10 protein-coding genes and 3 tRNA genes are annotated in these 14,356 nt (G+C 43.0%); 4 read left to right on the forward strand and 9 right to left on the reverse strand.

The genetic code is table 11. From position 1 onward, the window contains the following. Nucleotides 1-53 precede the first annotated feature (53 nt). The 7 genes from ACP7AA_RS06900 to ACP7AA_RS06930 all read right to left on the reverse strand — a co-directional run bounded on the left by ACP7AA_RS06900 (nucleotide 54) and on the right by ACP7AA_RS06930 (nucleotide 6,868). Complete coding sequence (locus ACP7AA_RS06900) at nucleotides 54-1,235, reverse strand: hypothetical protein (protein ID WP_426223056.1); 1,182 nt, start codon at nucleotides 1,233-1,235, stop codon at nucleotides 54-56. A 340-nt stretch (nucleotides 1,236-1,575) separates the two neighbouring features. Then, nucleotides 1,576-2,517: an AraC family transcriptional regulator gene (locus ACP7AA_RS06905; protein ID WP_426223057.1), complete on the reverse strand. Its 942-nt coding sequence runs from the start codon at nucleotides 2,515-2,517 to the stop codon at nucleotides 1,576-1,578. A 635-nt stretch (nucleotides 2,518-3,152) separates the two neighbouring features. Beyond that, nucleotides 3,153-3,228 (reverse strand) — tRNA-His (locus ACP7AA_RS06910). Between the two features lie 38 nt (nucleotides 3,229-3,266). Then, nucleotides 3,267-3,343 (reverse strand) — tRNA-Arg (locus ACP7AA_RS06915). A gap of 93 nt (nucleotides 3,344-3,436) precedes the next feature. After that, a tRNA-Pro gene (locus tag ACP7AA_RS06920) sits at nucleotides 3,437-3,513 on the reverse strand. A gap of 247 nt (nucleotides 3,514-3,760) precedes the next feature. Then, the gene (locus tag ACP7AA_RS06925; RefSeq protein WP_426223058.1) at nucleotides 3,761-5,359 is read right to left on the reverse strand and encodes an McrC family protein; all 1,599 of its coding nucleotides are present in this window, start codon (nucleotides 5,357-5,359) and stop codon (nucleotides 3,761-3,763) included. 18 nt (nucleotides 5,360-5,377) lie between these two features. Continuing rightward, nucleotides 5,378-6,868 (reverse strand): McrB family protein, encoded by a 1,491-nt coding sequence (locus ACP7AA_RS06930; protein WP_426223059.1) that lies wholly within the window; start codon nucleotides 6,866-6,868, stop codon nucleotides 5,378-5,380. Nucleotides 6,869-7,329: 461 nt separating this feature from the next. Here ACP7AA_RS06930 and ACP7AA_RS06935 point away from each other — a divergent pair, with 461 nt between their 5' ends. Next, the gene (locus ACP7AA_RS06935) at nucleotides 7,330-8,115 is read left to right on the forward strand and encodes a DUF4442 domain-containing protein (RefSeq protein WP_426223060.1); all 786 of its coding nucleotides are present in this window, start codon (nucleotides 7,330-7,332) and stop codon (nucleotides 8,113-8,115) included. Nucleotides 8,116-8,189: 74 nt separating this feature from the next. Continuing rightward, on the forward strand, nucleotides 8,190-8,684 hold the full coding sequence (locus ACP7AA_RS06940; RefSeq protein ID WP_426223061.1) for a RidA family protein: 495 nt from the start codon (nucleotides 8,190-8,192) through the stop codon (nucleotides 8,682-8,684). Nucleotides 8,685-8,774: 90 nt separating this feature from the next. On the opposite strand, the gene gspE is transcribed toward ACP7AA_RS06940, so the two are convergent. Next, the gene (gene gspE, locus ACP7AA_RS06945; protein ID WP_426223062.1) at nucleotides 8,775-10,331 is read right to left on the reverse strand and encodes a type II secretion system ATPase GspE; all 1,557 of its coding nucleotides are present in this window, start codon (nucleotides 10,329-10,331) and stop codon (nucleotides 8,775-8,777) included. A 427-nt stretch (nucleotides 10,332-10,758) separates the two neighbouring features. Between gspE and ACP7AA_RS06950 the strand changes: the two genes are divergently transcribed. Together ACP7AA_RS06950 and ACP7AA_RS06955 are read left to right on the forward strand one after the other, a co-directional pair. Next, nucleotides 10,759-11,598, forward strand: a complete 840-nt coding sequence (locus ACP7AA_RS06950) for a thiazole synthase (RefSeq protein WP_426223063.1) — start codon at nucleotides 10,759-10,761, stop codon at nucleotides 11,596-11,598. A 263-nt stretch (nucleotides 11,599-11,861) separates the two neighbouring features. Next, nucleotides 11,862-13,301, forward strand: coding sequence for a WS/DGAT/MGAT family O-acyltransferase (locus tag ACP7AA_RS06955; RefSeq protein WP_426223064.1), 1,440 nt, complete (start codon nucleotides 11,862-11,864; stop codon nucleotides 13,299-13,301). Nucleotides 13,302-13,378: 77 nt separating this feature from the next. On the opposite strand, the gene ACP7AA_RS06960 is transcribed toward ACP7AA_RS06955, so the two are convergent. After that, a complete protein-coding gene (locus ACP7AA_RS06960; protein WP_201562429.1) occupies nucleotides 13,379-14,206 on the reverse strand; it encodes an inositol monophosphatase family protein in 828 nt (275 codons plus the stop codon). Nucleotides 14,207-14,356 lie beyond the last annotated feature (150 nt).

Here is a 14,356-nt window from a genome sequence, read left to right on the forward strand (position 1 = left end):
TTAAAAAGGGTGATAAATCGACGTTTTAAAATAAATTTTAGAGAATTAATATCTTAAAAAAGCGGCGTAGAATCACTACTATCCGGCATTAAACCTTGTAATAATAAAACATCTAAATGCTGTTGTTGCAGCTTTTTATCGAAATCATTGACCTCAGCTATCAGCATTCGCTCGATACGCTTATCACTGGCAAATACGCTCAACCTTGCACAAATAACTGCGAGCTGATAAATACGTTTTTTGCAATAACCGTCTAAGCCTTGTAGCAGTCGCACCATATGCGGCGTCTCTAAACTGGCGTATTCATAGTCACTCACAACCTGCGGGCCCAGCGCTGTAACCCCATAACTGATAGACAAATGGGCGCAGAAGTAACAGCTAAACAAGTAACCAACCACATGACCAATATAATAGCCGCGGTCATAAGTAAAGCTGCTAACCCCAAAGTGCCCAAGAACATAGCTGTTCAAACTGCCTTGATCTAGAATAGGCTTGCCATGTTTGAGCTTACCGATGGTAGCAAAGCGTAGTGGATTGTGTCCATCTTGCGTCGTCAACTGCCAACCAGCAGGCTGCTGCGCGGGCATATGACGCACAATATCTTCGATAATATCATCAACCACATGCAGCTGCTGCCATAGGCGCTCTAGCCCATCGGTATCCATAAGACCACGTTTATCCAGCTGCTGCGCCAGTAAATATTGCTGATATTCTGCAAACTGTGTTTTTAGCGTTTGTACCAAATAAGTAGGACGGGTCGCAGCAGACGCCATATAGAGCTGGCGCGTACGCTCATGCTGAGCACGATAAAGCGCCACTCGCTGAGCGGCGACATTGTTCTCTGTGTTGGCAGTACTTAGGGTTTGATGGGCAGGTAGTTGGTTAGTAGATATTTGATTAGCAGGTATTTCGTTGTCACTATTTATACCAGCTTGTTCAAGCGGTAATTGTTTAGATGCTGATTTTTCAGCGGCTAGATTTTCGCCTGATAATTCGTCAGAGTTATGCTCAGCATTTGGCAAAGTAAATAATGCTAATAATGCCGCTTTATCAAGCGCAGCCGTCACTTGACCTTTTTGCTTATTTTTTACCGTTCGCTGACTGTTTTTTACCTTACTTTTAACGTCTTTTTGATTAACGCCTTTTTTATTAACGTCGTCTGTATGATTAGTAGGCATAGTAGCGCCTTGAGCATCATTTAAGGTTACGGTTGGTTTAGCGGTCGGTTCAGTCATAAAATACCATCAGCTGCAAAAAATCAACATTACCCAAGTCATATTAGCTATCACCATCGCATGGCTGTCATACCATGAGATTGAGATATTACCTGCTAAGAAATCAACGCATCAACGCGCATCAGTACATCTAGTCTTGGGCAACTCATGTTTCTATAGTACCTGAACCTCAGTACATTGTCAGCTGTCCATCACCGAAATACTAGGCATCAAACTCAGTGATAAAGGGTCTGTTAAGCAGTAAAAACATCCAATTAATAATGAGTTTTCAATAAAAAAAGCGCTCAGGCAAATAAATAGCCTGAGCGCTTTTTAAAGATGCACGACAGCTAAGAGCTGACTAAGCAAGCGTTTGCTGTTGATACTGCTGGCGATAGGCTTTTGGCGAGACACCATACACACGCTTAAAGGCTTGGCTAAAGGTCGAATCTGAGGCGTAACCGACCAATTCGCTGATACGGCTAATACTATTTTGCTGCAACCGCAAATAACGGGCAGCTAAGCGCAGGCGATAATCCATCAAATAGGTCAATGGCGGTATGCCGACCACTTCCTTGAAACGCTGCGCAAAGCTTGAGCGTGACATTCCTGCCACCTCAGCAAGCTTATGAATCGTCCAATTTTTGCTTGGCGACTCATGCATCGCTACCAGCGCTTTGGTCAAAAACGGGTCTTTCATGGCTATGAGCCAATTATCAGTCGCTTCAGGTAGGCTTTCAATATATACCCGCAGGCACTCAATCATCATAATACTTGCCCAATGATTGATGACCGCAGCTTTGCCCATACGTTCGTGTTCAGTCTCTAACGTCAGCAGCCGAATCTCGACATCAATGACTTCAAACCGACCATCAGCTTCTTCGCTAATTTCAGGCAATATCGCTGGCAAGACGGACAATAAAGGCCGAATCATCGCCTTATCGTACTTACATTCAATCAGTATCAGCGATGAATTGGGCTCACCGTCAAGCTCACCCTGAAGATCCAGTGTATGCTTTTGACAATTTGCCAATGACGCATCTAACGATGCAGCATTATCACCATGATGATTCAGCGCGTAACTGACATGCTTATGCGCACTTGGAACCATAATCATGTCGCCAGCATGCACTTCTCGCGGGCCATTGCCGACATCAATAACAAAACCACCCGACATCACCAAATAAAATAAAATCGTATCCTGTCTTGTGATTGAATAAGACCAATGACCAGCGCCATTTAAACGATAATATTTCGTTTCGAATAAATGCACATTTTGTAGCAACACGCTCAGTGCGTCCATCCATCACTTCCTCAGTAATATGTACGTAATAGACATCAGATTTAAAAAGAGACAAAGCGCTTATCACTGCAAAATCTCTTAAAGTATTCAAGGTGCAATTTTTATTTTCTATAAAGGATTCACTTTAAAACCGATACAGTGTAATTGGGATAAATTTTTCCTAGCCGCTGTGATAGCAGCAAGTAAGAAGGATTTATACCCGTCGCATCGCCCATCACTATTAACGTATCAATTTTATTTTGAACTGACGATAGAAGTTTTATGTTTGATAAAGTCGAAGCAAAAAAACGTCTAAAAATACCTAAAAACATGAAGCAAATAATTTGATTTAACAGCTGGATTTAAGAAGAGTTATCAAACATTTATTTGACAACCCTAGCAAGTCAGCAAAAACATCTATCATAAGAAAAAAAGCGAAAAAAGGCTAGCAGGCGCTTATATAATTAAATGCCTAGGAAGTTTATAACTGATAAGAATTAAAACAGCAGAATAGTTTGCATAGCATCATAACTTAGAGAGCATGGAGAACACGCATGAATATTAAACAGACAGGCACGAAAAAATGCCAGTAATGGCAAATAGAGTTATTTTAATATTTTTTGAAGGTAGTGAGGAAGGTAATGCAGAATAAAATATGGGGCGACTGATGGGACTCGAACCCACGACAACCGAGATCACAACCCGGGGCTCTACCAACTGAGCTACAACCGCCATAACTGTTGCCAAAAAGGCAAGATTGACAGGCTAAATGGTGCGCCTGGCAGGATTCGAACCTGCGGCCACCTCCTTAGAAGGGAGATGCTCTATCCAACTGAGCTACAGGCGCTCTTAGAGGACTTTTATATATCTTGGTAAATTTAGCATAGCAGAAACTAAACCATTATACATAAAAAAAAGCCTGTAAGGCTCTTTAAATAGATGGTCGGAGTGATAGGATTCGAACCTACGACCCTCTGGTCCCAAACCAGATGCGCTACCAAACTGCGCCACACTCCGAAATTTTCTATTATCACGATAGTTTGTTGCTTAACTTATTATCGGTAATACCGCTAACTTGTTAATGTTACTTGCTATCGAGGTGCATATATTAAGGGTTAAAGCCGGTTGTGTCAACACTTATTTTTGATTATTTTCAAAGAATCGTTAAACTCTTTTAAAAACCTTAAATCTTAATGCAAATAGCGTTAACGCAATATTGGTTTTCACCAACCATAATACATACTGTCGTTTTCGACAGCGCTCATTATACTACATTTACGTCTGGAAGCAAGCTACCATTTATCTTTCCAGTAATAACATTAAAAGGTATCAGCCATAATCGGGCGGGATTTGACTGCCGATCAGGTGTTTTACGGCACTCTGTACGATCACCTTTATCATACGCTTGTTGTTTAAGCTCAACGGGTTGCCTGATATCATCTTGCACCGGATAAACCAACCATACTTGCTCTGCACGATAAGCCTGCGCATAACTGGTCAACTGATAGGCGTCATTGGCGCTAATCGCACCGGCGTGCGCTAGGTGCTTCCATTTCATATCAATCACGTGGCTATAATGACCTAAGCTATAATCACCTGCGTTCTCACTCTCACTGACTTCTATATCATCCTGATTTTGAAGTTGACCTAAACCGAGATAAGCACCATTGTCAGCAGCTGCTTTATATATCAATAAATCGGGACGAATAGACAGACATGCCCGCCCTTCTGCATCGTTTAGCCAGACGCTTTGCGTTTGAAATAAGGGCTGATAAGCCAAATTGACTTGCTGAAATATTGTCGCTATACGCAAGCTTGCCCATTGCTCAAACGCTTGATTCATATCAATCAATAAACATAAGCGTGGTTGAGAGGGATTGAGAGCGGCTGATGGATTCGGATCAATACCATTACCGGTATGGGCGTTAGATTGTTGCAATAGCCAATAAGCCAAATCTAGTAACTGCTGCGCCGCTTGTAATTGCTGTCGAGATAAAGGCTGTAGCGTTAACTGGTGTTTTGCTTGCTGATATAGCAGCTCGAGCCGCTGCAGCTCATAGCGACTTAATACTGCTACTTGTTGCCACTGCTGTAATGATGGCGGTGATGCTGAAAATAGCGGTGCAAGTAAAACCAGCGCACTTTTAATCAATCTATTACTAAGCATCTCTTGGCTCAGCACACTGCTCTCACAGACGAACTTATGCGGCTGCATACTATTGTGGCGTAATTGCTCTTTGATAAGCAAGCGACCTTGTAGCGCTGCTTGGTTATGAATTTGTGCCTGATAGTGCTTGGTCGGTCGATAGTGAGATAAGCGCTGTAAAAACTGCGCAATCAGCCAGTCTGATAATGGCAGTGCTGTGAGTGGTAGCGCGGCTAACTGATTGCTAAATTGACCTAAGTTTTTTGTATTAGGGAGCTTGCTTTGAGAATGGCTGTTATTGGTTAAGTCAGCCAACATATCCTGCACCCATTGGCGCGTCTGATTGATAGCGCTAGATTTGGATGGCTCGTATGGTTGCTGCTGATTGTGCTTAGTAGACGTTCTTGCCATCAACTTGGGCAATATCTCAAGTGTCATACCACTTGGCAATAAAATAATACCAATATAATGGCCAACCTTTAGCTGCCATTGTCCTTGCTGGCGTTTAATACTAAAAACGGCATATTCCTGCGCCATTAACCAGTGAAAATCCGCTACGTGCATGAAATCACGCGCTGTTAAACGCTGATGTTCAAATACCGTAATAATATGAGTATCAGTCGTAGTTGCATTGACGCTATTAGTACTATTAGCGCTATTAGCACCATTAATGCTGCTACCTATCGCTGTATCCTCAGACTGTAATACTCTACTCATCACTAGCTAGCAACCTTGTTAATATAAACGCTGATAGACAAACGGCTTTGTAAACTCAGCGCTGTTATCTAGTAAATCAGTATTAATTTTATAATTGCCACTGCTTATAGACTGACCGAGAAAGGATTGATGTCCTGCAAACAGTTGACTTGGACTATTTGGATTAACCGAATTATTTGCATCATTATTGATGAGCGCTTGGCTATCTTGTATAAACTGCGCACTTATCGGCTGCTGCTCATCTTGGAAGATATATTGCAAAATAGTCACTTGTCCAGCCGCGGCTTGCGCCAATTGCGGAATGATTTGCTCAATAAGCACCGTTTGCAATTGCTCAAGACTGTCTACTGACCATAAAAATGCATGACCTAGTTGCGCCTCTGCCCCTAGCGTTTGGGTGATGCGATTATTTAAACCCGTTAAGAGTTTCGCTAAATCAATGGTTTCTGTTGGATAACGGTTTTCTGCTGGATTAGCTGTTTTTGTATTAAGCGTTACTGAATTAACTGCTTCTGAGTCTTGATTGAGATTAAGATAAAGATAAAGAATAGGCAATAATTTAGGCTGCGGCGGGCAGTCAATAAAGCGAAAACGCCTTCGTAATGCCATATCAAGCGGCGCTAATGAATGGTCTTGGGTATTCATGGTGGCATAAATATCAACGTTGGCAGGAACGCTAAAGGTTCGCCCTGAATAAGCCAAATGGACCGTCATCGCGTTTGACATGCCAGCACGTTTGTCTGATTCAATCAAACTCAATAGCTCGCCAAAGACGCGTGACACGTTAGCCCGATTGATCTCATCAATCAGCATCGCATAACGCTGATCAGGGTCATTGGCAGCGCGTTGGCACAATTTTAAAAATGCGCCGTCTTGAATGGCGTAACTCATTTGCGACGAACTATTCGTTGCAGGACTGGTCGCCGCCATCACAGGGCGGATACCTTCGACAAACTCCTCATAACCATAGGCCTGATGGAAGCTGACCATACTAAAACGCTGTTGGCGAAACTCTTGATTTTGGCTATTATTCTCGCGCTTCGCCTGCTGAAACTCGGCTAATTGCTGCGCTAAATCGCTTAACAAATCCATGCTTTCTGGGAGCAGATACCATGCGCCGCTATTATCTTTATCAAAATAGGCTTGGCTGGCTCTATTTTTATAACTCACCGTTTGTGAGCTAGCAGGCGTATGCATTTGCAGCACAGACCAAGCGGTATTGCTTAAGTTTTTCTCGCGCGCATTTTGCGCCGCTTTGCCAACAAAAAACTCATGATTGACAATTTCTGGCACCTTGACTAAGTCCTGTCTTTTGGACTTAAAATCCAAAAATATTAAACAAACGACATCACGCCAGTTTAATTCCTGCAGCAGTTGTCCCAATAAATCCTTGTCATTTATCCTTGGTAAATAGTCGGTATATTGCTGCGCGATTTGTAGCAAGCGATAGGTTTTACCCGTACCAGCGACGCCGGTATAAATGATATTGGTCGGTTTTTGAGGAGACATATCCGGCATAGCCTTATCCAGTATTAAAAAATCACGGCAACCATACTTCAGCATTTTAGCCACGTGAAAGTCTAGCTATTATAACGTAGCTCTTTTGCATTAGATGACCTAACATTCAGTGATGCTGTTTTTCAGTCGTACCATTTTTAGCAACCTTACTGTTAGCGATGTTATTACTAATATTTATTGCGAACATTTAAGGTATCGTTACGTTAGTCATATTTTATAAGCGCAGCAGTTCATGTTAATAATAGTAGCGATACGGCACTTAATGTACCATAGTTAGAAATTTACTAAGTTAGAAATGCGCCAGCGTTAAAATAGCTGCTAGGATAAAGCTGGTTACTTTTCTCATTTAGCGCTTATTTTCTAACCATCCGTTAATTAACCCAGTTGGCTAGCCTAATGAACCAGCTTGGTTAATTAATATGATTCAACCACTCCAAATTGAGGAATGTTGTATGTCAGGATTATTAAAAAAACTCCCTACCAAGCTGACCAATAAACGAGCAGCCAAAGTAGCTGACAACACAAGATTGCCAGTCGAAAAACCAAATAGCACCTTAAAACCTATCAGCAACCAATTTACCAAACTGCTATCTGTCACCAAGTATTTACCGGCGGGTGCGCGCGCCAGCATTTTATCGAAAGCCTTTGGTAAGGTGGTGCCGTATGTGGGCACAACGGGTATCTATTATGAGACTGTCGACCCCAATCAAGTGGTGGTCAGCTTAAATAATACCAAAGCGGTGCAAAATCATATTGGCTCAGTCCATGCCGTTGCCATCACTTTACTTGCTGAAACCGCAACAGGGTTTATTTTGGGTTTAAACCTACCCTCTGACCGCGTATTATTAATTAAATCTTATTCGGTAAATTTTTATCGTCCGATTAAAAAAGGTCAGATTGCTGCCGTGGCGTCATTATCAGACGAGCAGCGCTTGGATATTTTGAACACGCCAAAGGGTGAAATGGTAATTCCTTGCGTGATTCATGACCGTGAGTCAGATAGCGACCGTGACCCTATCGTCGTTGAGATGACGTGGGCTTGGATACCCAAATCTGAGCTAGAAGCGCGCCGTCAAGGTAAAGCCGCTAAAGCGCTAGAGAGTAATCAAGTTGACAATAAAAAAACTGAAGATGAGCCGTCTGAAGACCAACCATCTGAAGACAAGCAACCTAAAACAGAGCAACCTGAGAGTGAAGAAAGCAGTAAGCACTCGACGCCAGAACTCGAGAGCAATTAATTTCAATTTGTTAGAGAAGCAAATAGCTACCAAAAAATGGATTTAAGAAATACCACTATAATAAGGAGACAAGCATGTCTATATATATTAATAAACTGACCACTCAATTATCTAAAGCAGTGCTGATTAGCGCCTGTTTATTAGGCTTGGGCTTTGCGGTTACTGCCAATGCAGCGCCAACGACTAATAATGCAACCGTCACCAAATCTAGCCCAGTCTTTCTCGGTGATGGTGGCAATTATCCATTTTCAGAAGCGGTACGTGTTGGCGATACGCTCTATATGTCAGGACAGATTGGTTTTAAAGACGGCAAATTGGTCAAAGGCGGCGTAAAAGCGGAAGCCAAACAAGCGCTCGATAATATCCATGAAACCTTGTTAAAGTACGGCTATCAAAAATCAGACATCGTCAAATGTATGGCGATGCTGACCGATATGGATGATTTTGATGACTTTAATAAAGTCTATAAAGCAGAGTTGGCTAAGCCATACCCTGCACGCTCAGCCTTTGGTGTTTCAGAGCTGGCAGCGGGCGCAAGCGTCGAAGTTGAGTGTATCGCCGCAAAATAGCAGCGCTATTACAAATAAACCAAACTAACTTTTTGATTACGCGGTTATTGAGCCAATTGCACTGACTTTTGACTCAATAACCGTTTTTCTTTATACAATAATAGCATCATCGGTTAGGGCGCTTTCTTTGGTTACCCGCAGTACCTCTTCTAACGTCGTCCGTCCCTCTATGACCTTGCGTAGTCCATCAGCTCGTATCGATGGCGTCTGCTGACGGGCGTATTCTTCTAACTCGTACTCGGCAGTATTACTATGAATCATCCGGCGCAAGGTATCGTCAATCGGCACCACTTCATAAATTGCCGTCCGCCCTTTAAAGCCTGAATTATTACATTTATCACAGCCAACGGGTTTCGGCAAATTAATAGTATTCTCTACTAATTTTTCAGTAGCCGTATTTTTAGCATTCGACGCTATACCAATTTCAGTAAATAATTTGGCCTGTTCATTATCAGCAGCTTGCCAGCCATGACAATGTGTACATAACGTCCGTACCAAGCGCTGAGCGACGACACCAATCAGCGATGACGATAACAAAAATGGCTCTACGCCCATATCCTGCAAACGTGTGACCGCACCGATGGCGGTATTGGTATGCAGTGTCGATAATACCAAATGTCCTGTCAAAGACGCTTGCACGGCAATTTCAGCGGTTTCTAAATCGCGAATCTCACCAACCATCACCACATCTGGATCTTGTCGCAACATGGCGCGTAAACTCTTAGCAAAGGTCATATCGACTTTATTATTAACCTGCGTTTGCCCAATGCCATCGAGCTGAAATTCAATAGGGTCTTCAGCAGTCAAGATATTGCGGGTTTGATCGTTCAAATCGGTCAATGCCGAATATAGCGTCGTGGTTTTCCCCGAGCCCGTTGGTCCAGTCACCAAGATAATGCCATGCGGGCGATGGATTAAGCGCTTAAGCTCGCTATAGTCATTATCAGATAGACCGAGATACGTCATATTCAGACGACCCGCTTGTTTATCGAGCAGGCGCATTACTACCCGCTCACCAAAGCTTGACGGCAGCGTCGATACCCGCACATCGACCTCACGCCCTGCCAGCCTTAAACTGATACGACCGTCTTGTGGTACGCGCTTTTCGGCGATATCCAATTTGGCCATGACCTTGATACGCGAGACCAGTAACGGCGCCAATTGGCGTTTTGGCGTAATGATTTCTTTTAGTTCACCATCGACACGGAAGCGTACCACTAGCCGCTTCTCAAAAGTTTCAATATGAATATCTGAGGCATTTAAACGTATCGCTTCCGACAATAGCGCATTAATCAGACGAATAATTGGCGCATCGTCTTGTTGGTCCATCAAGTCTTCCGTTTCGGGGACGCTATCTGCCAAGCTATCAAGGTCAGGATGGTCTTCAATCCCAGCGGCGATATGCTGCGACTCACCCGTATTACCGGCATAAGCAGCATTCATGCGTTTTTCAAAATCATCAGCGCTAATACTTTCGTAATTTGGTACGCCGCGCACGCCTTGCTGCTGTAAAAAACGCACCGCTTCATTAATGGCGGATAGTGGCGTGGTTTTGGTCAACACCAGTGTCGGCGGCAACTCGGGATCAATAGCAAGAATGGCCAAAATTTGATGGCGTTTTGCAAAACTGTACGGCAGCTGCAGCATAAAGACGACCTAGTGAGTGGCTAATTTAAAAAAGAACTTATAAAACAGTTTATAAAATAACTTTGAAAATGGCTTTGAAAACAGCCTTGAAAACACAATCTAATACATGCTAAAAAATACTACTGACTTGACTATTTAAAGCCGCCTGCCTAAATCGTTAAACTGGGTAAAGATTGTCAGTAAGCGCGCATGAGTTTGTTATAATAACATTTTGTTTTAGGCAAGTAGCAAGGCTTTGTTTGGATTTATGACTTTGCTATTTAGGCAGTTATATTATTAGCATTTAACATCGCAAGCATTTAGACCCATAATGCCTATCTATGTTTTGCCTCTGCTAATATTTGATAAAAATTCTTATTGACCACAGTAACACCCTTGTTATTGTCATTAATAACACCTTTGTTCGCCCGCTATTAGGATTATCCTTATGTCACAAGCCGCAAACTCTCCTGCCAACGCTCAGTCATTTTCACAAGAGTCCTTGTCAAAAGATACTTTTACTGTCGGCAGTCGTACATTCTCTTCTCGATTGTTGGTCGGTACCGGTAAATATAAAGACATGGCTGAAACGGGTGCTGCTATTGGTGCCTCAGAAGCTGAGATTGTCACCGTTGCTATTCGCCGCACCAATATTGGTCAAAATAGCAATGAGCCAAATTTATTAGATGTCATTTCACCGGATAAATATACTATCTTGCCCAATACCGCAGGCTGTTTTGATGCCGAAACCGCGATTCGTACGTGTAAGCTTGCTCGTGAGCTATTAGGCGGGCATAATCTGGTTAAGCTAGAAGTTTTGGGCGATGAAAAGACCCTTTATCCAAATGTGATGGAAACTTTAAAAGCAGCAAAAGTGTTAATCGATGATGGCTTTGAGGTCATGGTTTATACCTCTGACGACCCTATTGTCGCTCAAGAATTAGAGAGCATGGGTTGCGTGGCAATTATGCCGCTTGGTAGCTTGATTGGCTCTGGCCTTGGTTTGCTCAATCGCCATACGCTTAGCCTCATTATCGAGAATGCTAATGTACCGGTATTGGTTGATGCTGGCGTCGGTACCGCTTCTGATGCCGCGATTGCTATGGAGCTTGGCTGTGATGGCGTGCTGATGAACTCAGCCATTGCCAATGCGCAAAATCCAGTGATGATGGCAAATGCTATGAAACATGCTATTTGGGCAGGACGTCAAGCATTTTTGGCCGGTCGTATGCCGATGCGCAAAATGGCCGCTGCCAGCTCGCCGCAGACCGGATACTTTTTTCAGTAGCTTTTTAGCTTAAGCTTTTAAACTTTAGCCTATAATTTTCTTGATTTTATAAGCTTAAGCCGCTAAAAATATGGGTTATGGCATAATTAAATAATAAAAGTCTCGTGATCCATGATTTTTATATTAAGATGTTTTTGTGACTACTTTTAGGTTTTTAATCGTTTTTGCTAAATGCTTTATTCTAGTTACGCTTTACCTTTGTTTAACTGAATACCTATTTATTTTATTGCCATTTTTCATTCATCGTCATAAAAGGATTTATTATGCGACTTCTCACAGCAGTCGACCAGTTGTTCTTACTTCTTGAGTCGCGTAAACAACCCATGCATGTTGGGGGTCTATTCCTATTTGAATTGCCAGAAAATGCCGATAACAGTTTTGTTTGTCAATTGGTCAAACAAATGCAACACTCTGAGGTGCCGCCAACCTTTCCTTTTAACCAAGTGCTCGAGCATTCAATATTCTGGAAAAAAGACAAGCACTTTGATGTTGAGCATCACTTGCATCATGTGGCACTACCAAAGCCCGCCCGTGTACGCGAGCTCTTGATGTACGTTTCAAGAGAGCATGGCCGTCTCTTAGACCGTGCGATGCCGCTATGGGAATGTCACGTCATTGAAGGTATTGAGCCAGAAAACGAAGGCGCTCCTGAGCGTTTTGCTTTATATTTTAAAATCCACCATTCGTTGGTTGATGGCATCGCGGCGATGCGACTGGTCAAAAAATCCTTATCTCAATCACCGACCGAACCGGTTACATTACCAATTTGGTCGTTAATGGCACGCCATCGCAACCAAGTTGATGCGATTTTACCTAAAGAGCGCTCTGCTTTGGGTATCATTAAAGAGCAAGTTTCCACCATTAAGCCAGTATTTACAGAATTGCTCGATAATTTAAAAAATTATGGCGACGACAGTTATGTCAGCACCTTTGCCGCGCCGATGAGTGTGCTCAATAAACGCATTTCAGCCTCACGGCGCATTGCTGCCCAGTCGTATGAGATACAGCGCTTTAATGATATTGCTGAGCGCTTAAACATCAGTAAAAATGATGTGGTACTGGCTGTTTGTGCTGGTGCTATTCGTCGCTATTTACTATCGATAGATGCCCTACCGAGTAAGCCCTTGATTGCTTTTGTACCGATGTCATTACGTACCGATAATAGCGTTGCCGGCAATCAGTTGTCCTTTGTACTGGCCAATTTAGGCACCCATTTAGACGATCCACTCAGCAGAATCGAGCTGATTCATCGCAGTATGAATAATGGTAAACGCCGCTTCCGCCGTATGAATCAAGCGCAGGTTATCAATTACAGTGTCGTCTCTTATGCATGGGAAGGCATCAATTTGGCAACCGGTCTGTTCCCTAAAAAGCAGGCATTTAACCTGATTATCTCAAATGTTCCTGGTTCGGAAAAACCGCTATATTGGAATGGCGCGCGCCTGCAGTCTTTATACCCAGCCTCTATTGTATTCGACGGTCAAGCGATGAATATTACCCTTGCTAGCTACTTGGACAAGATTGAATTTGGGATTACCGCTTGTAGTAAAGCCTTGCCGCACGTACAAGATATGCTGATACTAATTGAAGAAGAGTTACAGCTGTTGGAGCGCACCAGTAAGGAGCTTGAGTTCCAAGGGATCACGGTTGAAGATAAAATTAGCCATAAAGGTAATGGCAAAACAAGAAAGCTGGCTCCATAACGGAACCAGCTTTTTAATATTAAGTTGTCTCAATAACTATACTTAGATGATGCTTAGAGTTGACGCTTAGGCGGTGCTTAAAACGCATCACCCCAAGTTGGGACAACCACTTGCATCAATGGTTTTAATAGTTTGATATTACAAGCGAAAATAGAGCCTGAGGTCATCGAGTTGTGCGCGCCTGTATGGTCAACCACCACGCCGCGTGCTTCGGTCACGATTAGCTCACCGGCAGCAATATCCCAAGGCTTAATAGACATCTCAAAATAACCGTCAAAACGACCCGCTGCCACATAACATAAATCAAGCGCAGCTGAACCTAAACGGCGAACTTGACCACCTTCTTCAGAGATTTTCTGTAAGCTCTCAAAATGCTGCTTGGCATAAGAGATGACTTCACCATTGCGTTTACGCTCAAGCGGATGACCGGTAGTAAATAAACCACCATCAATCGTTTTACGCTCACTAACGTTGATACGGCGTTGGTTTAGACGCGCGCCTTTACCACGGCTGGCAGAAAACATCTCATCACGGACAGGATCATAGATGACGCCGTGTTGGGTCACACCTTTATGCTGCACAGCGATAGATACACAAAACTGCGGCACACCATGGACGAAGTTTTTGGTGCCATCTAACGGATCAATAATCCAGCACCAGTCAGCATCTTCGCCGCGACCTTCTTGCATACCAAACTCTTCACCCAAGAATGAATGATTTGGATAGCTGGCTTTTAGCGTCTCAATCGTCAGCTCTTCACTGAAACGATCAATACGGGTGACCAAACCATCAAGTCCTTTTGACTCGATATCTAGCTCGATTTTGTGGCGGTTTTGATGCGCGTATAAAATCTCTTTACCGACTTTTTCAGCAGCACGCGCTGCGATGACGACCATGGGTTCCATAAATAACCTATTTGCTTGATGAATGAATACTACTTAAGAGATGTGACTTATAAAATGTACGAAAAATAAAATCTGCTTCAAAACTGACGCATAGTAATAATTAATAAAACCCCATAGCCGCCTAGCAAACCAAATATATGGTTGCCCGCA

The organism is Psychrobacter sp. DWR1-2-3, from assembly GCF_049896465.1.
Lineage (GTDB): Bacteria > Pseudomonadota > Gammaproteobacteria > Pseudomonadales > Moraxellaceae > Psychrobacter > Psychrobacter maritimus.